Source organism: Pseudoalteromonas sp. A601, assembly GCF_002165575.1.
In the GTDB taxonomy this organism is placed as follows: Bacteria; Pseudomonadota; Gammaproteobacteria; order Enterobacterales; family Alteromonadaceae; genus Pseudoalteromonas.
Genome location: NZ_MXQF01000001.1, coordinates 101,267 through 125,766 on the forward strand (window position 1 = coordinate 101,267; position 24,500 = coordinate 125,766).

25 protein-coding genes and 2 tRNA genes are annotated in these 24,500 nt (G+C 39.7%); 11 read left to right on the forward strand and 16 right to left on the reverse strand.

Features of this window, described 5'->3' with window-relative positions; all coding sequences use genetic code 11:
• Positions 1-256: 256 nt before the first annotated feature.
• From ybeD to B5G52_RS00480, 4 genes are all read left to right on the forward strand, one after another.
• Positions 257-535, forward strand: a complete 279-nt coding sequence (ybeD, locus tag B5G52_RS00465) for a DUF493 family protein YbeD (RefSeq protein ID WP_087530743.1) — start codon at positions 257-259, stop codon at positions 533-535.
• A gap of 19 nt (positions 536-554) precedes the next feature.
• Positions 555-1,208 (forward strand): lipoyl(octanoyl) transferase LipB, encoded by a 654-nt coding sequence (gene lipB, locus B5G52_RS00470; RefSeq protein ID WP_087530744.1) that lies wholly within the window; start codon positions 555-557, stop codon positions 1,206-1,208.
• Positions 1,205-2,170, forward strand: coding sequence for a lipoyl synthase (gene lipA / locus B5G52_RS00475; RefSeq protein ID WP_087530745.1), 966 nt, complete (start codon positions 1,205-1,207; stop codon positions 2,168-2,170). The genes lipB and lipA overlap by 4 nt, the downstream gene beginning before the upstream one ends.
• A gap of 422 nt (positions 2,171-2,592) precedes the next feature.
• On the forward strand, positions 2,593-3,315 hold the full coding sequence (locus B5G52_RS00480; RefSeq protein WP_140394287.1) for a hypothetical protein: 723 nt from the start codon (positions 2,593-2,595) through the stop codon (positions 3,313-3,315).
• Positions 3,316-3,319: 4 nt separating this feature from the next.
• Here the strand turns inward: B5G52_RS00480 and B5G52_RS00485 are convergent, their stop codons facing one another.
• Together B5G52_RS00485 and B5G52_RS00490 are read right to left on the reverse strand one after the other, a co-directional pair.
• A complete protein-coding gene (locus tag B5G52_RS00485) occupies positions 3,320-4,039 on the reverse strand; it encodes a hypothetical protein (RefSeq protein ID WP_087530747.1) in 720 nt (239 codons plus the stop codon).
• A 70-nt stretch (positions 4,040-4,109) separates the two neighbouring features.
• Positions 4,110-5,390 (reverse strand): VCBS domain-containing protein, encoded by a 1,281-nt coding sequence (locus tag B5G52_RS00490; protein ID WP_087530748.1) that lies wholly within the window; start codon positions 5,388-5,390, stop codon positions 4,110-4,112.
• 211 nt (positions 5,391-5,601) lie between these two features.
• On the opposite strand from B5G52_RS00490, the gene B5G52_RS00495 reads away from it, so the two are divergent.
• Positions 5,602-5,841 carry an RNA recognition motif containing protein gene (locus B5G52_RS00495; RefSeq protein WP_087530749.1) on the forward strand — a complete coding sequence of 80 codons (240 nt, stop codon included), beginning with the start codon at positions 5,602-5,604 and terminating at the stop codon, positions 5,839-5,841.
• Between the two features lie 180 nt (positions 5,842-6,021).
• Here the strand turns inward: B5G52_RS00495 and B5G52_RS00500 are convergent, their stop codons facing one another.
• From B5G52_RS00500 to B5G52_RS00515, 4 genes are all read right to left on the reverse strand, one after another.
• Positions 6,022-6,966, reverse strand: a complete 945-nt coding sequence (locus B5G52_RS00500) for a general glycosylation pathway protein (RefSeq protein ID WP_087530750.1) — start codon at positions 6,964-6,966, stop codon at positions 6,022-6,024.
• Between the two features lie 154 nt (positions 6,967-7,120).
• Complete coding sequence (locus tag B5G52_RS00505; RefSeq protein ID WP_087530751.1) at positions 7,121-7,711, reverse strand: hypothetical protein; 591 nt, start codon at positions 7,709-7,711, stop codon at positions 7,121-7,123.
• A gap of 108 nt (positions 7,712-7,819) precedes the next feature.
• Entirely contained in the window at positions 7,820-8,128 is a 309-nt protein-coding gene (locus B5G52_RS00510; protein WP_087530752.1) for a DUF6172 family protein, read from the reverse strand.
• A gap of 145 nt (positions 8,129-8,273) precedes the next feature.
• Positions 8,274-8,795, reverse strand: a complete 522-nt coding sequence (locus B5G52_RS00515) for a VC2046/SO_2500 family protein (RefSeq protein WP_087530753.1) — start codon at positions 8,793-8,795, stop codon at positions 8,274-8,276.
• A gap of 112 nt (positions 8,796-8,907) precedes the next feature.
• On the opposite strand from B5G52_RS00515, the gene B5G52_RS00520 reads away from it, so the two are divergent.
• Positions 8,908-8,992: transfer RNA gene (locus B5G52_RS00520), tRNA-Tyr, on the forward strand.
• Positions 8,993-9,041: 49 nt separating this feature from the next.
• Positions 9,042-9,126 (forward strand) — tRNA-Tyr (locus tag B5G52_RS00525).
• Between the two features lie 634 nt (positions 9,127-9,760).
• On the opposite strand, the gene rplS is transcribed toward B5G52_RS00525, so the two are convergent.
• From rplS to ffh, 5 genes are all read right to left on the reverse strand, one after another.
• Positions 9,761-10,120: a 50S ribosomal protein L19 gene (rplS, locus tag B5G52_RS00530; protein ID WP_087530754.1), complete on the reverse strand. Its 360-nt coding sequence runs from the start codon at positions 10,118-10,120 to the stop codon at positions 9,761-9,763.
• Positions 10,121-10,153: 33 nt separating this feature from the next.
• Positions 10,154-10,921 carry a tRNA (guanosine(37)-N1)-methyltransferase TrmD gene (gene trmD, locus B5G52_RS00535; protein ID WP_087530755.1) on the reverse strand — a complete coding sequence of 256 codons (768 nt, stop codon included), beginning with the start codon at positions 10,919-10,921 and terminating at the stop codon, positions 10,154-10,156.
• Positions 10,921-11,457, reverse strand: a complete 537-nt coding sequence (rimM, locus tag B5G52_RS00540; RefSeq protein ID WP_087530756.1) for a ribosome maturation factor RimM — start codon at positions 11,455-11,457, stop codon at positions 10,921-10,923. Before rimM ends, trmD begins: the two co-directional genes overlap by 1 nt.
• Positions 11,458-11,474: 17 nt before the next feature.
• Positions 11,475-11,723, reverse strand: a complete 249-nt coding sequence (gene rpsP / locus B5G52_RS00545) for a 30S ribosomal protein S16 (protein ID WP_058561214.1) — start codon at positions 11,721-11,723, stop codon at positions 11,475-11,477.
• A 259-nt stretch (positions 11,724-11,982) separates the two neighbouring features.
• Complete coding sequence (gene ffh / locus B5G52_RS00550; protein ID WP_087530757.1) at positions 11,983-13,362, reverse strand: signal recognition particle protein; 1,380 nt, start codon at positions 13,360-13,362, stop codon at positions 11,983-11,985.
• Positions 13,363-13,618: 256 nt separating this feature from the next.
• On the opposite strand from ffh, the gene B5G52_RS00555 reads away from it, so the two are divergent.
• The 3 genes from B5G52_RS00555 to B5G52_RS00565 all read left to right on the forward strand — a co-directional run bounded on the left by B5G52_RS00555 (position 13,619) and on the right by B5G52_RS00565 (position 16,735).
• On the forward strand, positions 13,619-14,425 hold the full coding sequence (locus B5G52_RS00555; RefSeq protein ID WP_087530758.1) for an inner membrane protein YpjD: 807 nt from the start codon (positions 13,619-13,621) through the stop codon (positions 14,423-14,425).
• A gap of 61 nt (positions 14,426-14,486) precedes the next feature.
• Positions 14,487-15,755, forward strand: coding sequence for an HlyC/CorC family transporter (locus B5G52_RS00560; protein ID WP_140394288.1), 1,269 nt, complete (start codon positions 14,487-14,489; stop codon positions 15,753-15,755).
• 143 nt (positions 15,756-15,898) lie between these two features.
• Positions 15,899-16,735 (forward strand): mechanosensitive ion channel family protein, encoded by an 837-nt coding sequence (locus B5G52_RS00565; protein WP_087530759.1) that lies wholly within the window; start codon positions 15,899-15,901, stop codon positions 16,733-16,735.
• Positions 16,736-16,797: 62 nt separating this feature from the next.
• On the opposite strand, the gene B5G52_RS00570 is transcribed toward B5G52_RS00565, so the two are convergent.
• Complete coding sequence (locus B5G52_RS00570; protein ID WP_087530760.1) at positions 16,798-17,406, reverse strand: transglycosylase SLT domain-containing protein; 609 nt, start codon at positions 17,404-17,406, stop codon at positions 16,798-16,800.
• A gap of 124 nt (positions 17,407-17,530) precedes the next feature.
• Positions 17,531-19,108, reverse strand: coding sequence for a glutamate--cysteine ligase (gene gshA, locus B5G52_RS00575; RefSeq protein ID WP_087530761.1), 1,578 nt, complete (start codon positions 19,106-19,108; stop codon positions 17,531-17,533).
• A 461-nt stretch (positions 19,109-19,569) separates the two neighbouring features.
• On the opposite strand from gshA, the gene B5G52_RS00580 reads away from it, so the two are divergent.
• Positions 19,570-21,117: a PAS domain-containing methyl-accepting chemotaxis protein gene (locus B5G52_RS00580; RefSeq protein ID WP_087530762.1), complete on the forward strand. Its 1,548-nt coding sequence runs from the start codon at positions 19,570-19,572 to the stop codon at positions 21,115-21,117.
• Between the two features lie 68 nt (positions 21,118-21,185).
• Here the strand turns inward: B5G52_RS00580 and tyrA are convergent, their stop codons facing one another.
• From tyrA to B5G52_RS00595, 3 genes are all read right to left on the reverse strand, one after another.
• Positions 21,186-22,319, reverse strand: coding sequence for a bifunctional chorismate mutase/prephenate dehydrogenase (gene tyrA / locus B5G52_RS00585; protein WP_087530763.1), 1,134 nt, complete (start codon positions 22,317-22,319; stop codon positions 21,186-21,188).
• A 239-nt stretch (positions 22,320-22,558) separates the two neighbouring features.
• Complete coding sequence (locus tag B5G52_RS00590) at positions 22,559-23,428, reverse strand: MYG1 family protein (protein ID WP_087530764.1); 870 nt, start codon at positions 23,426-23,428, stop codon at positions 22,559-22,561.
• 361 nt (positions 23,429-23,789) lie between these two features.
• Positions 23,790-24,488: a M48 family metallopeptidase gene (locus tag B5G52_RS00595; protein ID WP_087530935.1), complete on the reverse strand. Its 699-nt coding sequence runs from the start codon at positions 24,486-24,488 to the stop codon at positions 23,790-23,792.
• Between the last annotated feature and the right edge of the window lie 12 nt (positions 24,489-24,500).

A 24,500-nucleotide genomic window follows, 5' to 3' on the forward strand; every position in this document is an offset into this window, starting at 1 on the left:
TACTCTCATCGTTATTACTTCTTAAAAGGGATGGCCATTCTTGCAAAGTAACGCCTTGATATTAAGCACCTGTGAAACGCTGAATTCTGTATCTTTAGGTGGCTTGGGTATTCATATCTAAACAATCTAAGCGCCTTGCACTGCAAGGCGTTTTTTTTTGCCTGAAAAATGCTAGAATGCGCACCATATCTAACCTACAAGGTCGAGTGTAGGTTTATTAGTCAGTTATTAGAGCATTAAGTGAGGAGTCATCGTCGTGGCTACACCTGTAGAAAATACTAAATTTGATGAGTACTTAGAGTACCCTTGCCCATTTACATTTAAAATCATGGGCTTAGCAAATGTTAATTTAACTGACCAAATTCTTGAAAAATTACAGCCGCTTGCGCCAGGTGATTATGCACCTAAAGTAAAACCAAGTAGCAAAGGTAATTATGAATCAGTGACCCTCGTTGCAACGGTAACAAGTGGCAAGCACATCGAAGAAATCTACAACGTGATCAGCAATATCGATGACGTCCGTCACATGCTTTAAGCCATAATTGGAGTTTGCAGTGAGCGAAAATACGCTAATCGTACGCCAACTAGGCCGCCAGCGTTACATGCCGATATGGCAAAAAATGCAAGAGTTTACCGACACTCGCGATGACGCAATTGCCGATGAAATTTGGCTAGTTGAACACGAGCCTGTATTTACCCAAGGCCAAGCAGGTAAAGAAGAACACTTACTTGCCCCGGGCGATATTGAAGTGATCAAAGTTGATCGTGGTGGTCAAGTAACCTATCACGGTCCAGGTCAGCAAATGATGTACGTATTATTTAATTTACGCCGCTTAAAAATTGGTGTGCGTGAATTAGTAACTTGGCTTGAAGAATGTATCATTGATACATTAAAAGAATATGACATCGATGCATACGCAAAAGCCGATGCGCCTGGCGTGTACGTAAACGATAGTAAAATAGCATCGCTGGGTCTTCGCGTTCGTCGCGGCTGCTCATTTCATGGCCTCGCCTTAAATGTAAGTATGGATTTAAGCCCATTCTTACGTATTAACCCATGCGGTTATGCAGGTATGAACATGGTGCAAACAACTGATTTAAACGGTCCACAAAGCCTAGAACAAGCGGGCAATGGATTAGTTAAACATATGATCAAAAAGCTTAACGCAACACAGGTTAAGCATACTGAAGGGTTTGAAAACGAATGAATAAACCAGTCAAGATGGAACCAGGGGTAAAACTACGCGACGCAGAAAAAATGGCGTTGATCCCAGTAAAAGTATTACCGACTGAAAAAACTGAAATGTTGCGCAAGCCAGAGTGGCTAAAAATACGTTTACCAAAATCAACTGAACGTATCGACGGCATTAAGCAAGCAATGCGTAAGCACGGCTTACACTCAGTGTGTGAAGAGGCGTCATGCCCTAACCTGTCTGAGTGTTTTAACCACGGTACCGCAACATTTATGATCTTAGGGGCAATATGTACTCGTCGTTGTCCGTTTTGTGATGTAGCACACGGTCGCCCTTTGAAACCTGATGCAGCTGAACCTGAAAAGCTTGCCCTGACTATCAAAGATATGAAGCTAAGCTATGTCGTTATCACATCCGTTGACCGCGATGATTTACGTGATGGTGGTGCACAACATTTTGCTGATTGTATCCGTGAAATTCGTAAGCATAATCCAACTATTACCATCGAAATCTTAGTGCCTGATTTTCGTGGTCGTATGGAACGTGCACTAGAGATCTTGATTGAAACGCCACCTGATGTATTTAATCACAACCTTGAAACTGCGCCGCGTTTATACAAACTTGCGCGACCAGGTGCGGATTATAAATGGTCATTAGAGTTACTTCGTCGCTTTAAAGAAGCGCACCCAGAAGTGAAAACTAAATCGGGTCTAATGGTAGGCCTAGGTGAAGAGATTAGCGAAATCGAAGAAGTATTACGTGATTTACGTGAACACAACGTCGACATGCTAACTGTAGGTCAATATCTACAACCTTCTAAACATCACTTGCCAGTAAAGCGTTACGTGCCACCTGCAGAGTTTGACGCGCTTAAAGAATACGCTGATGAAATTGGCTTTACCCATGCAGCCTCTGGCCCGTTTGTTCGTTCAAGCTATCATGCGGATCAACAAGCCGCTGGTAAAGAAGTAAAATAATTACTTTTTAATAAGCATTAAAAAAGCCGTTAGTTATTAATTTATAGCTAACGGCTTTTTTATGTACTAACCATTCTAACTGCTTCCCTATTAATCCAACGCAACTAACTTATACTCACTTATCGTAATTTGACTTGGGCCGCAACAAGCTTCTACTTATTGTGCATCATTTTAAAAACCAAACTAACATTAGCAAATTAGAATTAGTTATTTGAGGAGATAGTGTTGAATACGTTGTGCTCGGGCACTTGTGTGATCAAAAGTCAGTCAGCAGTAACTCTTCATAACTTTTACTTTTAAAGCTAATGATGGTGACATTATTAGCTTTTTATTTTATGAGTAAAAATCACTCAAGTTATTAAGTTATGTGCCGATACAGGTACTAGTTATAAATTGTTTCTTCATGATAGATGGAATTAGGTATGAAAATAACTCACGATATCTTAACCAACACTGCATCAGCACAATTAAAAAATAGAACTATTGCTATTAATGAGGGAAAATTGTCTGATAACACCTTAAATGAAAAAATTAATAAACAGCAAAAAAAATTTGCTAATGATATTTATCACAAAGATGAACATATCCCAAAAAATCAGAGCACTTATGAGAGGCCCCTTGGTATAACTGCCCATAAATCTGAATCTGAACTTTTAGATAAAATGACTAATACAATAAGTTTTGGTGAACTACCCAAAAAGTTAAGTCAACTTAGACCTAAATATGAAAGTTTCCTGAAAGAACTAGAAATATTATCTCCATCATTAGCTCAAAAAGATTGGGGGTTCTCTATTAATAGTGATGATAAATTAGTTGTTTCAGGTGATATTACTGATGAGGAAAAATCCTATCTTGAGGACAAGCTCAATGCAGATAAAGATGTAGTAAGTTTAGTTAAAGAATTACCTGACATTTTAATAAAAGGCCAAGAGTATGACCGTGGGTATGATGGGAAAGGGAAATATTGGGGAAAATATGATGTTACCCAAGAAAATTTTAAAGACAATATTGATATAAAGGCACTTTTAGATAGTTCATACGGACCCAATGCAAAAGCATTTGATAATGGTTTTGATATATTTTCATACCAAGAAAATTTGCGCAGCCAATTAGCAAGTAAAGCAGAAGTTAAATATGCTTATTGATAAATTACTTTCGCTCTGCATTTCTTCTAAGTTGAGATGAGATATTATCGTTTAACTCAAGCCAGCTAAAGTCCTTATTCCAAGCCTGTTTAAAGCTTTCAGTGCCTTGTGAATTATCCAGAATTTCTTTTAAATCAAATGTTTTTGAGAAATTATCTTCGTTTACGTCGTAACTTGACCACCCCCGAACGCCCATGTCAATGTGCTCTAGCATGCTCGATTTAAATTTCTTAGCTGCGGCCACAAAATCCCCGTTGTCATTTAATATTTCAGATATAAGACTTTTTTCTTTATCACTAATGGAACCTGTAACTTCTAGCTCGCCCGATTGACTGATTGATAACCCCCAATCTTTACTCGCTACTGATGGGTGTTCGGCTGCTATTTCAGCCATAATATTGCCATACTGGGTAAACATCTTTTCCACAGACTGAGATACTTCACCACCAGGCATATAAAGATTGACAGTAGCGAATCGAATATCAGTTAATGCTTTTTCTTCTGCAGCTCTAGATGTTAGAACGTGATTTGTTGCAATAGTCATTGGCTTATCATAGGTCGCTTCAGGCTCTTTAGGCTGATCTTTATGATATGTATCCTTCGCTAGGCGCTCCATTTCACTATTTAACTGCTCTTTACTATTGACAGATTTATTGACTTTCACTTCTGAATTAGTCGATATAAACTGCGATGCTAAATTGGTATTATTTGAATTAACTTCCATATTATTTTCCTTGTTAATATCGCTATTAGTTTATATCGGCTGACAGCGCATTTTATTTAGCAAGCTATCACTATTGTGCCAAGGTACCTTTTTTAATCGAAAAGTCGGCGAACCTTACTTGCTCTTCTTCTGCTCTGAGGCTATCTGTTTCAACAATAGAGCGATAGATACCCCACTTAGGGCGAGCAAAGTCTTGCGCTAAAACACCACGCCACATATCAATATGCTGCTCACTGATATTAAATATTTCTTCATTATCACTTAGCCGGGTTAATGTCATATCAAACTTACCATCTTCACTGAAAGTCGCTTGTACGAAAACGTGCACCCACTCGTCTGTAATAAGTGACCAGTCAGTTTCAATAAGGTTTTTATCAAGCCCAGTACTGTTACCGTTTTCATCAAAGCCAGCACTATAACGGACCTGCAGTTGATTACCTGTACTGTTTTTTTGTGCACCAGAGAGTGTGATGATTGGCTGGTCGTCATTTCCGTTGCTGTTGTCATTATTGTCATTACGGGCTTTTAGTTGAAAAAAATGACTAAATTTACTCGTCAGTTCAAGCTCACTACTTACTTTAAACTTCCAACTATACTGAAAAGTATCTCCTTTATAAGCCAAGGTCTCTTGGGGGGATTTATCGTACGCTTTTATTTCATTACGTTGTCTGTCACTTAGCCCTTTATCTTTGTCTTGATCTGTATCTCTGTGAGCTAAAAATACAAAGTGATTGCCAATTACATCATCTGTATCTTCAATAATGTGCAGCACACCTTGATGATTGCCTTCATACATATCAGGGGCTTCTATCGCGCCTTGTGAAAATACATTCTCGATAAGCGTGTATGCATCAAGCCCAGTATTAGCCCCATCGGAATTAAGCGTCACTTCTGATGACATTACAAACCCCGTTGCTGATAGTTGTTTACTACCATTAATAGTAATTAACACTGTTGCCGTTGTGCCATCAAGCGAGCTAACGAGTATAGTATCTTGTAATGTATCCCCCTCGAGTAACTGTACAATACGGCTATCATTAACATTTAAGTTGTATGACCAATTACCTGAGCTATCAAGACTAAATAGCCCATACTCAGTAATTGAATTAGATTGCTCTATAAAAAGTGCTTCATCGTTTTGCTCATCGCTCACCTGTAATGTACCGTTAGTAGTGTGCTCAGCCTGTGTGGTAATACTTGAGCTCAAATCACCCGTAATGATCGCAGGTGTTTGCTCCGAGTCTTCAACTTTAGCTGATGTTGAGGAGCCAGAGCTGCCACAACCAAGTAAAACGCTCGCTATAAACAATGCGCTGATAGCGGTTTGTAATTTAGATTTATAGTTAGTCATAAGCAACCTTAACGTGATATTGGTAAACACAAAACCGAAAACACAAGTTACCAATCCGTGATTCAAATAACCACAAATAATTAACCAATTTATCGTATTTTTTACAACATTGAGTTTTCAGTAAAGTATTTAGTTGGTTTTTAATTAATCACTAGGTCAATTACGTTTTCCTTGAGATAATTAGGGCAATTATTTTAAAACATGGTTTATTATGAAACTATTAGTTAGAAACCTTGCCCGCACAACAACTGAACAAGATATTCGTACTTTATTCACCGCTTATGGAAAAGTAGCGGAGTGCACACTGGTACTTGATAAAGAAACGGGTAAATCAAAAGGCTTTGCGTTCGTTGAAATGCCAAATGAAGCCGAGGCTTCAGGTGCTATAAAAGCACTAAATCAGAGTAATGTTGATAAAAACAAAATCCGCGTAAAGTTAGCCGACTCTTAATAGATTAGAAACGATAAAAACCAGCACTAAGCTGGTTTTTTTTATCTCTTCGATTTGATAGCGCACTGAAAACATGAGAGCAGTTTGTTGAACTCTTTTATCCCCATCGACTATATTTGGCTCATCCAGCTTTGACCCCACTTTGAACGTCAACAACGTTTGCTGGAAAAGTTAATTTATTTAATTAGCTTTACTTTGGCGCTGAGAGTTAAGCAGTAATGTCTCAGCCTTAGCGCCAAGGTAAACGTAAACGGCTAGAGCAACGAGTAAACCGACCACTGCAAGCATCATATAAATAGCAGGCAGCAAATACTGAGATTGACCCAACGCTGCTTTAAACATCGTCAGTAATGCCTCTATGGAGACGGCGATTAAAATAGTCGAAATAAATCGTGTGATAGTTCGCCGTGTTGAGCTATGCCTAAAGATATCTTTATGCATCAAAATTTCTTCTTCAAGTATGGTTTTACCTAAATCAAAAATAGCCAAAGCCAGTGTTATAAAAATTATTATACTAAACGCCTCTAGTGGGTCATCCTCCATAGAGCTATTGAATAAGAGGGTATATATATCACCAAATACTTTATAAAGTAAAAACAGCACTAAGCAAAACAAACAACTAACGATAATACCGTAACCAGCCTTAAAAAATGGAGTCATATTGGCACGCGTACGATCCCCCATTATAAATTCAATTAATTGCGTTAAGCACACATCCACCACCAAATAACCTTGCTCGCTCTGAGGTGCACGCAGTGGCTTTATTGCAGAAATACATAAATGTTGTGTGGCAATGGAAATATAAGGCGCAGTAAAGCAGGTTTGCTGATGTGCGAGAATTTCTTGAAAGTATGGGCGATCACTTAAATCTTGCGCATTACCCTTGTTATTAAGCACTTTCATATATTCACGTTTAAAACAAACATTATCGCCTTGTTGTAACCCCTTCTTATCTAAACAGTATTGTAATTCTAAAAACGGGTATTGGGCTACCAACAAACGGTTATCTTGCTGCTTTTTAATGCCATCTTCTAAGGTGGCGAGAATCGAGTTCAGTAAATCATGGATCACCGTTTGATATTCTTGGTAACGCTCAACACTCGTTATGTAACTCATTCTTGCCATAGTTGCTTCTCCAAACCGCTGTATATAGGACCCAGCAATAACAGAACCAACTTTATTAAACACAAACAAATCATATGGTTAAGTTTATAAAAGTGAAAGTATAGAGCCATTTTGCACCGTATTTGTGCGGCTATGACTCATTATCGCAGATAGACTAAGGCCCAATACTGATATTTTTAACTGCAACTACCGCTTTGCCACCCAGCGCATCCTTTAAATCTGGCACTAAATAAACGGCGCTAACATGCTCTTTTATTATACCTTTATCTACTGAGCTGGAAGGCGTCCAGCTCGGACGAGAAAAGTCGCTCAGATTAATACATTTAGTTTGCCAATGAGTTTGTGCCGGCAATGTATATTGATAATGAGCATAGCTTTTATCACCCTCACTCCCATAGTCTTGTTGTGATAGTTTAACGACGAGATCGGTACTACTTTTATATTCAAGCATAATGCTTGATTGGTCTGCGAGCGTTTTATTCACCAAGTCATAAATCAATTCAACCCAGGAGTTATTTTTAGCGTCGACTCGCGGCACCCGATTAAAAGCTATCCATACTTGTTCTTCGTGTAGTAATGCTTTTTTAATGGATGCTGTACTACCATGAGGGTCTGTCGCATAGCGCCAGTCACTGTCATTGAGGGGTTGGTTATTGTTTTTAGTAAAGCCACAGCTTTGTTTGGCAATTACTGAGAATGGAAGCAGCGAGCTCAAAACTAACACAGGTAAAATTCTAATGAGCATATCAATTCCTTTTCAATTTTTCACAAGCTTACCCTAAACTCGGTTTTATTTCAGACACAAAAAATGGGCACTCAAGCCCATTCCTTTAGCAATGAAAGCAGTTATTGCTTAATCATCTGCTTCGTCATCAAAATCATGTGACTGGCGCTGTGCTGGCCTTGCAATGATTTCGACATAAAAAGACGATAAACCCTGCTTTTCAATTTCGCTGATAAAATTATTAATTTCGGCAACATGCACAATTTGCGCTTCTTCTGCTGTGTTACCAAACTTACAATCAAATGCCCAATAATCAGCATCGAACGGCAACGTTTTGTTACGCTCTCTTTTCAAATATTTTTTCACTTCATGCTTTGCAGCGTCGACCATGCGAGGGTATTTGATTTTCTCGTGATTCAGCGTGAATGTTTTCTTCATTACTTTCCTAAATTACCTTGGTTTAATGATAATGGCATTTTTGAATCCCATTTAAGGGCATTATAGCAACTGCATATAAATTTGGGTGCTTTTTTTACACTTAACGAAATAAATTACTTTAACGACTAATTATTACAATACAGTGTCATGCTTGCGCTAAGTGAAGGGGCTGATGTAGGGCATCATTATTGAGGCTATCATAAAAGGCTGCTGCGTCCATCTGGGGGTTATCTAGTTGGGTTTCTTTATCAAGGTGGCGCTTACGAACCACGGGTTCACAGTTATCAATGATATGAAGTGGGATGTGATTTTTATCGTCTCGAACAGCAAGTGGTTCTGGTGATAAACAACTACGTAAGCGTATGTCACTCATGCCTGCTTGTTGCAAACGTTGCGCGTTATGCTCACCAATGAGCATATCAAACTCATCTGGGGCAAGTGGTTGTTTAGGTCCGGCCCCTAATTCTGCGCGCAGTTGTGATTCATCATATTCTTTTACATCAGCGCCAAATGGGGTTTTAGGTAAATGAAACTGACAAAAATCCAGAGCATCATGAGATAACATTGCTAAAAGTAACGCAAACTCGCCACGACGTGATTCACTCACGCTTTTCGCGAGGCGATTGTCGAGTTGACTCTCTGTGATTAACAATCCATCGATTTGCATAGACTTTAGCCGATTATGTTCATGAATAGATATTTATCGGCATTATTTGATATTTCTTTAGCTTTTTTCTTTACTTAAATAATAAGTTTGCTATTATCGGCGCCGTTGCATTGGAGGGGTTCCCGAGCGGCCAAAGGGATCAGACTGTAAATCTGACGGCTCAGCCTTCGCTGGTTCGAATCCAGCTCCCTCCACCACTTTTCTTACCGCTAAGTTAAGTGGGGCCAAATGTAACAAAAATAGTGTGGAGGGGTTCCCGAGCGGCCAAAGGGATCAGACTGTAAATCTGACGGCTCAGCCTTCGCTGGTTCGAATCCAGCTCCCTCCACCACTTTCCTACTAAGTATTATTTATTATCATTCACTTCTTCTATTTTATATCTCAAAAAAATTAATTAATTAACTATTTAGTACATCCCTCAATCAGTTCTCTAAGCCAGCCTATTGCAACTAAACAATTGAAACACTTTCTTAAGCGCATATGTTTTAACTCACTCAAATGGCGCCACCAAAACCACCCTAAGCCTTTCTATGCCTAGTTTGCTATATTCTATTTTACGATTACTTTAATCTGTCTCACACGGCCTCTGAGGCTGAGTTTACATTTGAGACACTGGTTGGTTCTAATTTAAAAAAACGGACGGGGATAAAATACAGCTTAAAAGCGTATTACGTATTTAGTGGATATTAATTGATGGAATAGATGTGGTTTACTCGACTAGCTTTACTTTTGCTAACTGCTTTAAACAATCACAGCTAAAGCTTGTTCCTACAGAGGGGCTATTTCAACTCGCTAGCTTTACTCTCGCTAACTTTACTCTCGCTAACTGCTTTAACAATCACAGCTAAAGCTTGTTCCTACGGGGCTATTTCAACTCGCTAACTTTACTCTCGCACCCAAAAACCAAAACAGGTTGTAACCCGAAGGCTACAACCTGTTTTATCTGCGTTGATAAACAGCGCGTATTAGTTAAGTTTTTCTCTAATACGTGCAGATTTACCAGAACGCTCACGTAGATAGTAAAGCTTAGCACGGCGAACTGCACCGCGACGCTTAACTGCTACGCTATCGATAAGAGGGCTGTGCGTTTGGAATACACGTTCAACACCTTCACCGCTCGAGATTTTACGAACTGTGAATGCTGAGTGAAGACCACGATTACGCTTAGCGATTACAACACCTTCAAAGGCCTGTAGACGCTCTTTAGCACCTTCTTTTACACGCACCTGTACAACTACTGTATCACCAGGGCCGAATGCTGGTACGTCTGTTTTTAGCTGCTCATTTTCAAGCGCTTTAATAATATTTTGGTTTACTTTTGCCATTATGTTTCTCACTTTCCTAGGTGTAACTGTCTTCTAGCCACAAGCTTTTTGGTACTCTTGCTGAAATTTTGCGAGTAATACCGCTTGCTCCTCAGTCAGAGCTAGGTTATGCAACAAGTCAGGACGTCGTAACCAAGTTCTGCCTAGTGACTGCATTTGCCGCCATTTAGCTATCTCTTGGTGGTTTCCACTGAGTAATACAGCAGGAACCTGTTTGTCGTCCAATGTTTCTGGCCGTGTATAGTGAGGACAATCTAGCAAGCCATCCGAAAATGAATCTTGCTCTGCTGATTGGTTATGCCCTAACACACCTGGCACTAATCGCGCTACTGCATCAATTAATGTCATGGCTGGTAGTTCACCACCACTCAAAATAAAATCACCAATTGACCATTCTTCGTCAACGTATGACTCTATTATTCTCTCGTCTATACCTTCATAGCGACCGGCAATCAAAATCAGCTTTTCAGAGTTTGCGAGTTCGCTCGCTCCTTGCTGATCTAATTTGCGCCCTTGCGGGGACATATAAATTACTTTTGCACCATCACCTGCCGCTTTTTTTGCGTCAAGAATGGCTTGTTTCAATGGTTCAACCATCATTAACATACCCGGCCCGCCCCCGTAAGGACGGTCATCAACGGTTCTATGCTTATCAGTTGCATAGTCTCGCGGATTCCAGCAGTTAAAGTCGATTAAACCACTTTTTACTGCACGACCTGTTACACCTTGCTGTGTAATGGCATCAAACATGTCCGGGAAAAGGCTGATAACCCCTACCCACAACGAACTCGTTTGACTCATTAAAAGCCAGGATCCCAGTCTACGGTAATTTTTCTCGCTTCGTGTTTAACTTCTTTAATAACTGAATCAGTTAAAAATGGAATTAAACGCTCAGCTTGGCCAAATGCATCTTTATTATTTGCTTTCACAACTAATACGTCATTTGAGCCTGTCTCCATCAGGTCATCAACAGTGCCTAAGTTATAACCTTTATCAGTTACAACCGACATGCCAATGAGATCTCGCCAATAGAATTCACCTTGCGGTAATTCTGGTAGCTGCGCTGAATCCACAGAGATTTCAACATTGGTATACGCCATTGCTTGGTCTCTGTCGTTTACTTGCGCAAACTTAGCGATAAAGCCTTTGTTGTGGCGACGCCAGTCGACCACTTCTAAGGTCTGCCATTTACCTTGCTGCCCTATCAACCACGGGCTGAAATCGAAGATCCCTTGGGGATCATCAGTAAATGAATGTACCTTAAGCCAGCCCTTTATACCATACGGGGCACCGAGCTTTCCTACGACAATTATTGATGAGGTGTTCTCTTGACTCATGGTTACACTTACGCCTATTAAGCCGCTTTACGAGCGTCTTTAACTAACTTAGCTACACGATCTGAAAGACCTGCGCCTTGACCTACCCAGTGATCAACACGAGATAAATCTAAACGAACTTTTTCTTCCTGACCTGAAGCAATTGGGTTAAAGAAACCTACTTTCTCGATGAAGCGACCGTCACGCGAGAAACGGCTATCCGCAACCACAATTTGATAGAAAGGGCGTTTTTTAGCGCCACCACGTTGCAAACGAATAGTTACCATACCGTCCTCTAAATAGATTGACTGTTTTCATTAATAAGATTTACTCCCCAGTATGGGGAGCTGGGGAATTGTACGAGTTTTTAGCAACAATGCAAGTAAGAAGTGATCTAAAATTCCAGTTTAGTAGATTAAACACTGATCTGTGCGTCAAATAAGGAGTTGTAAGCAATTGAATGCATAAATTATCCACAAAAAAAGAGGCGTTTCGCCTCTTTTTAAAATTAATTTGCCTGTTTATTATGCAAAATTAACTACTGTATTAAAATTTAGGTCCGCCGCCGCCCATCATACCCGGTGGCATCATGCCTTTCATACCGCGCATCATTTTTTGCATACCGCCCTTACCTTTCATCTTTTTCATCATTTTTTGCATTTGGGTAAACTGTTTGAGCAATTTATTGATTTCTTGTACTTGCGTACCTGAACCTGCTGCGATACGCTTTTTACGCGACCCTTTGATGATTTCTGGACGCGCACGCTCTTGTTTTGTCATTGAGCTGATGATTGCTTCCATTTGAATTAAGGTTTTATCACCCATTTGGCCTTTGACTGCATCAGGTAAATTAGCCATTCCTGGTAATTTATCAAGCATTGACATCATGCCACCCATATTTTTCATCTGCTTTAATTGCTCTGCAAAATCATCCAGGGTAAAGCCGTTTCCTTTAAATACTTTTTCAGCAACCTTGGCTGCTTTTTCCTTATCGACTTTCATTTCGACTTCTTCGATTAATGAAAGTACGTCACCCATACCTAATATACGTGACGCGATACGGTCAGGGTGAAAAGGCTCAAGTGCATCAGTGCGCTCGCCCACACCCATAAACTTAATTGGCTTACCGGTAATGTGGCGAATAGATAAAGCAGCACCACCACGTGCATCACCGTCGGTTTTGGTTAAAATCACACCAGTCAGCGGCAATGCTTCATCAAATGCTTTAGCTGTATTTGCCGCATCTTGACCTGTCATTGCATCGACAACGAATAAGGTCTCGATAGGATTAATCGCACTGTGCAGCGCTTTAATTTCATCCATCATGTCGCTATCAACATGTAAGCGACCCGCGGTATCGACTAATACAACATCAATGAATTTCTTTTTCGCATGAGAAATTGCCGCATTGGCAATATCGACCGGTTTTTGTGAAATATCACTGGGGAAGAAATCGACATCAACTTCAGTAGCTAATGTTTCTAGCTGTTTAATCGCCGCAGGACGATACACATCGGCACTCACTACCAGAACAGACTTCTTCTTGCGCTCTTTTAAAAACTTCGCCAGTTTACCCACACTGGTGGTTTTACCCGCACCTTGAAGGCCTGCCATCATTACGACTGCTGGAGGTTGGGCATTTAAGCTTAATTCTTCGTTTGCCTCACCCATGGCTTTTTCAAGTTCTTCTCGTACTATTTTTACAAAAACTTGGCCTGGGCTTAAGCTTTTAGTGACTTCAACACCAACAGCACGTTCTTTTACTTGTTTTACAAACTCACGAACAACAGGTAACGCAACGTCAGCTTCTAAAAAAGCCATGCGCACTTCACGCAGCGTGTCTTTGATATTATCTTCTGTTAGGCGTCCGCGGCCGCTAATATTTTTTAAGGTTTTACCTAGTCGTTCTTGGAGATTCTCAAACATATAAAGGGTCCGATAAAACGTGATACCGATAGCATGTGAATCATGTAGCTCAAATTGTGAGCCAAAATTTATGCTTATCAGTATTAATTTAAATTTTAATTAAAAACAGTATACCGTAAATCTAGGCGCACAATACAGTATTCAAGTACTCTGTTTGAGTTTCTTTTTACAAAGTCTAGGCTTTTGCCTTGCTATAAAATACAATGGGCTAACTTTAACAAGGATTATTTGACTCAAATTGAGTGGCCAAAGCACTATGCTGATTATTAGTTTAACTATTATTGCCAGTTTATTTTACGTATTAGCGACATCTCATGTGTTGTCTCGGCTGTTTCATCAACAAGGACCGAGCCAAAAGCTCACTGTCATACTCAGTACAGTGGCAATCTTAGCGCATATGCTGTTGTTAGTTAATTCTGTGTTTCGTGCTGATGGGCAAGATTTAAGTATTGTTAATGTTGCTCTGCTTACATGTTGGGTCATTGTGGTTTCGGTCACAACTGTATCACTTAAATTTCCTGCAACACTTTTACTCCCCGTTGTTTATGGCTTTGCGGCAATTCTGACCTTTGCTAGTTTGTTTATTCCTCACCACATTTTACTGCAAAGCATTGAAGTAGAAATCGCTCTAGTCACCCATATATCACTGTCCTTATTAGCCTATTGCGTCCTGATCATTGCGACTTTATACGGTGTGCAATTTTACTTTATTGATAAGCGCTTAAAACGCAAAGACCTAGCGATTGTTCACAGCCACTTGCCGCCTTTAATGGTGGTTGAACGCCAGCTCTATCATTTGCTAACATTGGGCACTGTTTTATTAAGCGCAGCACTGCTTTCAGGCTTTTTATTTTTAGATGGCATGTTCGCTAGTGAGTTTATCCATAAGACTATTTTGTCATTAATTGCATGGGCAATATTTGCTATTGTAACGCTAGGGCATATAGTTAAAGGCTGGCGTGGAAAACCAGTTGTACTGGCTATTATGGTCGCGGCATTTGTCCTGACCCTCGCTTATTTTGGCAGCCGTTTTATACAAGAAGTTATTCTGAATAAGTTTTAACTTGACTCAGGCTGCTCACTACCGCTTAATACGCATTGATTTATAATAAAAGGATCCTTCTTTGGACAGCATATCGACGAGTGTTTTATTTATAATACTCGGTATTCTAATTTTATGTTCTGCATACTTTTCTGGCTCTGAAACGGGCATCATGTCAATAAACAGAATTCGTCTGCGCCACCTCGCTAAAGAAAATCATCGTGCTGCCAAACGCGTTAATAAGCTGCTGAGCCGTCCTGACAGACTCATCGGCTTGATCCTAATTGGTAATAACCTCGTTAATATCGCTGCTGCTCAGGTTGCCACTATCATTGGTATTCGTTTGTACGGTGATTTAGGTATCGCTATTGCAACTGGTGTACTTACACTTGTTGTACTTATCTTTGCTGAAGTTACGCCAAAAACCCTTGCTGCTCTCTACCCAGAAAAAGTCGCTTTCCCAAGCTCGGTAGTACTAAAAGGGTTACTTAAAATTTTGTTCCCGTTTGTTGTCGTAGTCAATTGGATGACCAACGGAATGTTACGCTTATTTGGTATTAGCGCTGAACAAATAGACGAACACAGCATGAGTAAAGAAGAGTTAAAGTCTGTATTAAATGAGTCCGGTGCACTAATCCCCGCTCGCCACCAGAGCATGTTGACCTCTATTTTAGATTTAGAGCAAGTCACCGTTGAAGATATTATGATCCCGCGTAATGAAATTATTGCTATCGATATCAATGACGACTGGAAACTAATTAGTAAACAGTTAACACACGCCCAGCATACCCGCGTGCTGTTATACCGCGATCAAATTGATGACGCTGTTGGCTTTATTCATTCACGTGATGCGCTACGCCTACTAACTAAAGAACAATTTGATAAACCCTCTTTACTACGGGCTGTTCGTGAAATTTACTTTATTCCTGAAGGTACATCTCTCAATACACAGCTGTTTAAGTTCCAACAATCAAAAGAACGCATTGGCTTAGTGGTTGATGAATATGGTGATATTCAAGGCCTCGTTACGCTTGAGGACATATTAGAAGAAGTGGTTGGTGATTTTACTACAACACAAACGCGAACCCCTAGCGAAGAAATTGTGCCGCAAGAAGACGGCTCATTCTTAGTGGATGGCAGTGCCAATGTACGTGATCTGAATAAAGAAATGGATTGGGAATTCCCGCTTGATGGGCCTAAAACTCTCAGTGGTTTAATTATTGAATACTTAGAAGACATTCCAGATACTAACTTAAGTTTACGTATTTCAGGCTACCCTATTGAAGTCGTTGAAGTTAAAGAAAACATGATCAAGTTAGTACGCATTCAAGCCAATAAACGTAACGTATAAGTCTCTAAAGTAGAGTAGTGAAATACTACTCTACTCCTCTTCACTTTAAAATTTCTGAATTTTCCGATCCAATTACTCATTTAAGTCATAAATATTAGACTATTATAGACTCTGCTAATTTTATGCTTAACGGAGAATCCTTAATGGACGAAATTTCTATCGAAGTCATTTACACCCAAGCTATCGAAATGCTGATGTTGTATGGCCCTAAATTTTTACTCGCAATATTTGTTTTAATTATTGGTTGGTGGTTTATTGGTCGCATTTCAAATATGGCTGAAAAATCAATGGCGCGAGTTAAATTTGAAGCAGGACTGACACACTTTTTAGTGTCGTTTATCTCTGTTATCTTAAAAGTATTATTGCTGATCTCAGTTGCCTCTATGATTGGCATAGAAACTACCTCATTTATAGCGATGCTCGGTGCTGCTGGGCTTGCAGTCGGTATGGCGCTACAAGGTAGCTTGGCTAACTTTGCCGGTGGTGTTCTTATATTGTTCTTTAAACCATTTAAAGTCGGCGACGTTATTGAAGCGCAGGGTCATATGGGTAAAGTGGTTGAAATACAAATATTTGTTACTGTGTTACTAACTTATGATAACGAAAAAATCATCATTCCAAATGGAGCACTATCAAATGGCTGCGTTAAAAACAAGTTTGCAGAGCCTACCCGCCGCATTGATATTGAGTTTGGTATCAGTTATGGCGACGATATTATAAGAGCTCGTGAAGTACTTATGAGCGTATTAAATGACTATGATTTAGTACTAAAGGAAGAGAATAAACAACCTGTGGTACACGTTAGCCAACATGGCGACAGTCATATAGGTATGTTGGTATGGGCTTGGGTTGATTCTGATAACTTTTGGCCAGTCTATTTTGGTTTATACGAACGCGTTAAAATTGCCTTCGATAAAGAAAATATCACCATCCCATTCCCACAACGAGATGTGCATATCCACCAGTTCCCTGGTAAGTAATTTTACTAGGATAATAATAAAGCCCGCAACTGCGGGCTTTTCGTTAACTTAAACTTGATAAATCAGCTAAATAAACGCTCTAACCAGCTTTTATCTAAATCATCTTCACATTTTTGTAGTTGCGCACCGTAGCGGCTGGCACGATTTTTAACTTTGTTAGCCACACTCATCAGCCACTTTTTCTTTTTATAAGTGCCACGCTTATAACCACCCCAGCCTTCGTGGTAGTTAAGGTATTGAGCGTAGGCGTCCCATTTTGATACCCCATTTACCTTATTGGTTTTATAAACAAACCATGCCATAAAATCGATAGCGTCATCAAAGTCATCACGATCAGCCCCACTATTCCCCGTCTCGCGAATATAATCAGACCACGTCGGTGTTTTTGCTTGTGAATAACCATAGGCAGAACTTGCACGACCGGTTGGAATTATCCACAAAAAGTATTCCATTGGTGGCGCTGCATCATGACGAAACGAGCTTTCTTGGTACATCATGCTCATAAGTACATGTTTTGGCGATCCCCATTTATCTTGAGCATCGCGTGCATCATAATACCAATCGTTTTTTTCTTCAAAAATTTTACAGATATCATTAGGTTGCTTGGGGGGAGCTGTGGCGCAACCAGTTAAAATAGCTCCCAGCGATAAAATAATTAATTTTTTTTTCATTTTTTTGAGTACTCGCTGAACTTTTTGTAAAAGTATGAGTCTTATTTTTTGAATGCGCAGTTTAGCATTGTTTCATCCCTGAAGAATTTTTACGCAGCCACCTTAGGCTGCGTTTTTTTGTCTGTTAATTAGCTTTAAAATAATCCGCTAAAAATGACTTAAACGACACACTATCAGCCGCGCTAATCGCTTTCTCATCGGCCATTGATTGTATAGCTTGTTGCTGTAAATAAGCATCGGAATAAACATGATAAGGCGTTACTTGATGGCTTTGTTTATACTTTTGGGCAAGCGCTAAAGCAAAGTGTCCATTATCAATGTTTGCGTCTTTTAGCTGATCAACGTATTGGCCTGAATAAGTTAAAGATGAATCATGTAACCATGTTTTTAAACGGTTCACGGTTGTTACATAATGCTCGGTACCATATGCATTATCCATATATGCAGCAACATCAGCTAACTGGCTAAATATTTCTTCACCCCAGTGTACTAAACTCGTTGCAACACCTGATTTATTTAACTCTAATGAGCTATCGCGCCCATTGTTCACAACGGAGTCAAGGTTTTCAGTGCTTCGAGTTTGCGAATCCCAATCCATATCTGGAGAGTCTTTTAACAAGCAATAGGTTAAAAACACATCTAAAAAGTGAATCTGCTCTAATGAAATACCCGTTTCACTAAATGGGTTAACATCCAGTGCTCGGATTTCAATATACTCGATACCACCGCGTAGTAATGCATCTGTTGGTGTTTCACCACTTTTTGCATTGCGCTTAGGACGAATTGGCGAGTAAAATTCGTTTTCTATTTGCAAAATATTTTTATTTAATTGCTTGGGTTGCTCGCTTTTATAGTCATCAATACTTTCGTAGATATCAGACGGTGTATTGATTGCACGTTTAAGCCCTGCGACATACTCTTCTAAAGAGTTATACATAACCTTTAACGACGATTGTGCGCTATTGGTATAACCTAAGTCTCCCAAACGCAAAGCAGTGCCTGTTTCTAAGTATAAAGTACCTTTACCTAATTTCTTAAATGGCAAATTGGTTTTACGCCCTTGTAAAAAGGAATTACATAGCGCAGGAGATGCGCCAAATAAATAACTTATAAGCCAAAGCTCTCGTTTGAAATTACGAATAAGGCCTAAGTAACCCGCTGATATAAAATCATCTAAAGAGCCTGAATCAGCTTTAATTGTTTGTAAACTTTGCCAGAAACTAGTCGGAAATGAGATATTAAAATGCACTCCAGCAATAGCTTGCATCATACTGCCATAACGATTTTTTAAACCTTCACGATACAAGGTTTTCATTCGACCAATATTTGATTCACCAAATTGCGCCAGAACTATATCATCTTGATGTTCAATAAAGCATGGCATGCTAATCGGCCAAAGTAATTCGTCACCCATTTGCGATAAGGTGAATTTTTGTAAGTCTTGCAACTGCGCTAATGTTTCTTGGGCAGACTCACTAACAGGGGTAATAAACTCTAATAACGCTTCTGAAAAATCTGTGGTTATATGGCCATTTGTTAATGCACACCCTACGCCTTTGGGATGACCTTGCTGCGAAATAACTCCATTAGGCTTAATCCTTAGAGCTTCTCTTTCAATGCCACGTTGAATACCTTTAATTGCGTATTTATGTTGTTCTGGAGATAACGCTGTTAACGTTGAAGTTAGATCATGTGTTGTCAAAAAATGTTTCCTCGAGCCACGTGGCTTAATCCTAAGTCTATGGGGGCAAAATGATAATACTCAAGGCTTAATAGTTAAGAACACTCTCATTCCCACTATTTAGCATAATAACTATTATGCGTATTACAGCAAAATACTGACATTGCCAACACAATACCCAAAACCATTCAGAGCAGTTTGCTTCATTGTAGTAATCTTGCCATTGAAAAGGTGATTATACAATTGCTTTAATTGCACCACTGCTATGCGTTAAAATTATCTAGATAAGACAGACCGGGTAATAACCTATAACTGTTCAAAGTATTACTACGAGAGCTAAATAAATTTACTCCTTTATTGTTTCAGATCAGTAAAACTACAATTAGTTACTTGAAAGCATTATATTTAGGTATTTTTACTTTATAAACTAAGTATTAACTTTATAATTGGCGTTAATAAAAAAGTATGTTTAAGGAAAGCCCATGCGTCGGGGTCACGAATTAATAAATGAAGAAGTTTCTTTTTCACAACAGCAAGAGCTCGTTTCTACAACGGATTTGCGTGGGGTAATCACCTACGCTAATGAGGCTTTTTGTGACATTGCAGGTTACAAATTAGAAGAGTTAGTAGGTAAAAACCATAACATTGTCCGTCACCCTGATATGCCCAAAGATGCATTTAAAGAAATGTGGGAAAAACTAAAAGCAGGTCATTCATGGCGTGGCATGGTGAAAAACCGCTGCAAAGATGGCCGTTATTATTGGGTTGATGCTTTTGTAACGCCTATTTTCGAAAACGGCCAACTTGTTGGCTACCAATCAGTACGAACGAAACCTTCAGAACAACTAAAACAACGAGCCATTGCGCTATACAAAAAAATAAATGAAGGTAAATCCGTCACCTCATTCAGAGAGCAAGTTGGAATCAGACAGCTACTTTGCGTTATTTTAGCCATCGTAAGTTTGCTAGCACTCGCTGTTTACACATCTATAGCAGTAGCACTTTTTGCGACGTTTTTTTTAGGTTTAATTATTTTACTCAATTACGACGAGCTAATTGTGACGCCACAGGCTTTAAAGCAACAAAAAGCAGAGTTTGACTCAGTCTCTCGCTATATTTACGTTGGTGTTCACCCTTTTAGCATTAGTGAGTATAACCGTGAAATGCTAAACGCCAAGTTACGAACCGTACTTGGTCGTGTAAAAGATGCCACGGTAACCTTTAATGCGATAGCCCAAAACTTAGATAATCAATCATCGCTTACAGAGCAAGGTATCTCAGCACAAGGTCAGCGTTTAAGCCAAATTGCTACCGCGATGTCGCAAATGAGTGCCACCATTGGTGAAATATCTAATAGTACTCAAGACACCGCCGAGAAAGTAAATGTAACTTATCAAAGTTGCTCTGATATAAAAGCCCACATAGCTGATAATAGTTCCATGGTCTCAGATCTGGCTTCTCAAGTGGAGCAAGCTGCGAGTACTGCAAATGCGCTGGCCACGGAAGCGGATAAAATTGGTCAAGTAATGACTGAAATTGAAGGTATCGCTGAACAAACGAATTTATTAGCTCTCAATGCAGCCATTGAAGCCGCAAGAGCGGGTGAACATGGCCGAGGTTTTGCTGTTGTTGCTGATGAAGTTCGTGCATTATCGTCTCGTACCCAACGCGCTACTTCACAAATCCACAGTTCAATTAAAGAAATTCAAGATACCTTATTTAATTGGTCTACAGTGATGAAAAACACCAAGGCACAAGCTGATGAATGTGTTAATACCACTGGACACACTCAAGTTGAGTTAGATAGCATTTTTGCGCAAATCAGTGAAATATCACAACTAGCAACACAAATATCCACTGCCGCAGAGCAACAACAAACAGTGAGTAGTGATATTGGTATTAATGTAGAGCAAATTAAAGGCTTTAGTGATGAAAACTTAAATTTGAGTTTTAATGTCGCTAAAGATGCAGCTCATTTGGTAGAAGGTTCACGTAAGGTGAAAGACATTTTACTTACTTTTAAAGTATAAAGTGTGTTACTAATCAATTAGCTCAATTGTAGTAGGCTAATAAAAAATCAGCCTACTGCTCCTTTATATTAATCGAGTACTTTTGCGTCATTTGCTTTATTAAGTAAGCTGCGGCTTTGAGTTAAAAAGTGCGCCGTTGAATCTGAGAAATACGCTTTTGCTTGTGCAAATGCATTCATCAATGCTTCTTTATCTCCTGCTTTTAACTTCTCTAAAGTTTGTGCGAAGGTATCTTGGTATTGAGCTAATAACTCCTCCACATTATCAAACTGCGCCAGCATAATATCTGAATACAACTCTGGTGATTGAGCAAATAAACGCCCGACCATCATTAATTCCAATTGGTAAATAGGCGACGAACAACTGCGAAGCTCCTCAAGTGTATGACCTTGTTTTGCTAAAAACTGTCCATAAACAAATGTAGTTAAGTGACGCATAACCTGAATTATCTGCATCGCTTCATCATGTTTCTTTGCGTTAAGCTCTACTAATTGACAGCCCCAAACTTGTAACTGCTCAAGTAAGCCTTTCGCTATGTGATGCCCTCGCCCTTCACACACCACGACTGTTTGCTTCACCCAATGTGATATATCAGGACCAAACATTGGGTGTAATCCAACAACGGGACCATTATGGGCGGCTTTTAAAACGGCTAGCGGTGCCTGTTTCACTGACGTGATATCAACTAACAGACAATCTTCATCAAGCTTAGGTAGTGCCTTTACTACGGTCTCTAATGCATTGATTGGCACACTGACCATAACCAATTTAGCACCACGCAAGATCTCAGTAGCATTATGTTGCTGTGATTTATCGAGTATTTTTACTTCATAGCCAGAGCGCTGAAATTGCTTTGCAAATAATTGCCCCATAGCGCCTTCGCCACCCACAATTACGATCGGTGATAAGTTAGGTGCAGCGCAAGCAAGTTTAGCCTGTTGATTTTGATAAGCTTCGCGCATCATGCGCCTTAATATATCTTCGACTAATTCAGGGTTCACACCTTGATTTATTGCTTCTTCGCGGCGTGCAGCAAGGAGTGCAGCTTCACGATCAGGCGCGTGTAAAGGCGCACCAGTTTGTTGCTTAATCGCGCCGATTTGCCCAGTTATACTGTTACGTTTCGCCAGTAATGCCACTAACTGCGCATCACATTCATCAATCCCTGCTCTTAATTGATCTAAATCTCTTATATCTGCCACGAACTCTACCACCTATAAAACACCCAAACGCAAACTTAAGTTTACATAAAAGTAAACTAATCAATACGATGAATACTAACAGGATCGCTTACTTGATAAAAGTGAAAGAAGTAAAAATAACAACGGGTATGAAGAAGAGATTTATAACTGCAAGGTGAACCAAATAAAGAGGAAGAAGTTAACCTCGGGCATGCTTACTCACGCAACAAGTGTCTGGGCTCAGTAAATGCCTAGATAAATCAATCTTGCAGTGCAATTGATGCCATAACCATAACACTGGAAAACGACTCTGCACCCGCAATAAATAAACCATTGTGACAAAAAGTTGCATCATCTAAGCCCGTCACAGCTTGCAATTCATCACCAGATAAACCAGCCCACTGCTGTGGTAACGGTTTTCTATCTTCGAAAGAACCAGGCTCTACAGGAACGGTTTGAATAATCCACTTACCCGAATGAGATGGATAAACCATATACAGGGCTTCATTTGATAAACTGTGAACTGTTTTTTTCCAAGGTGTATATTGTTCAAGCACAATGACACGAGGATCATCCGCATCAGCAATAGCCTTAGCAACTATTTTTTTAGCGTCCGCACTACCATTTGCTGAAGCGATAAACCGTTTAAGTAAACGCACTGCAAATTCTACAGCTTCATTAAAGCAACTATCAAAATCGCTACTTTCTTGCCAAGTAGGATTAAACATTGAAATAGTTTGGCTTAAGCTGATCCCTTGCTCTACACCTTGAACATACCCACAATCGATAGCATCAATTGTAGACACCAACCCAGCATTAACTGAATCGGCGACTGCTTGATTTCCTTGGCATAGCTCTAAACCATACTTTTGCCAAATTAAGCCAAACGATGAAAAAGGAATACCGTTTTCGCGCGCCCCAGCTCCGCCACGTTGATGATGATCAAAACGCCCTTTGTCTGGGTCATACTCATTACCTACATCAATGACAATATCAGCTTGGCTAATTACTTTGGCATCCCGGGTACGAATTAAGTTAAAAGAAGGGAAAATAATTTTAAGTGCAGCGATGCTAAATACGTCATCAGCATGAAAATTACCATCGTGCGTAACTATTGTAATATCAGTCATTAATTCATCATTATAGAAGAGAAAAGAATTTTACTTATTTAAGTAAACGGACGCAGACAGTATACCCAAGCTAAAAGATAAAAACAGCTTTGTGTATACCCAAACCACCTTAAGATACGTGTTTCAGTTGGAATTAAAAGCGATTTAGGCAAGGCATTGATTGCAAGTAATAGTGGTTCTATTGTTAAAATCAATAACGCAGTATAAATCGCTTTTAAACCAACCCTTTGGGCGTTTCACAGAGACTTACTCTCATCGTTGTTACTTCTTAAAAGGGAGTGCCATTGTTGCAAAGTAACGCCTTGATATTAAGCCCCTGTTGAAACGCTGGATTCCGCATCTTGAGGTGGTTTGGGTATAATTATTCAAACACCCACTGCAAACTAGCACCATGTTGCTTTAACCATTGCGTTGCATATTTATAATCAGGATAAAACTCACTAACACGATGCCAAAACCGGTGACTGTGATTCAAATATTTTAAGTGAGCGAGCTCATGCACAATAACGTAATCAATAACCCAATGTGGCGCACCGACCAATAGTAAATTAAAGGTCAATGCACGACGTTGGTTACAACTGCCCCATCGACGCTTGTAAGTTGTTATTTTTAAATTGCTCGGTAGCTCTTCGCCCATCCTCGAACAGTAATGCCGTATTCGCATTTCAATATAGCTTTCTAACTGCTCACGCATAAAGTCTTCAAACTGTGTTTGATACATAGCAGTATGTTTTTTAACGCGGCCGGAACAACTAACCTGTAACTGCGGTGGATTCATATTAGCAAAAAACTGCCAGCAGCTTGTTTTGTTTATTTCAAAGTGCAGTGTCAATAGCTCATCAAACAAACGAATTTGTAAACTATCCAGTGGAAACTGACGGAGATCCTGGTGCTGACTTTGCTTATATACTTGCTGATTAATCCACGCTTGTTTAGTCGCCAACCATTGCTCAATATATGCTATAGCAACGCCGTATGGCGCATAAACGGTTAATGATTGTTGGTGAACCTTGATAGCCACGGTTTTACGACGGCGACTGCGCTTTAATGTGTATTCGATCAATGCCAACTC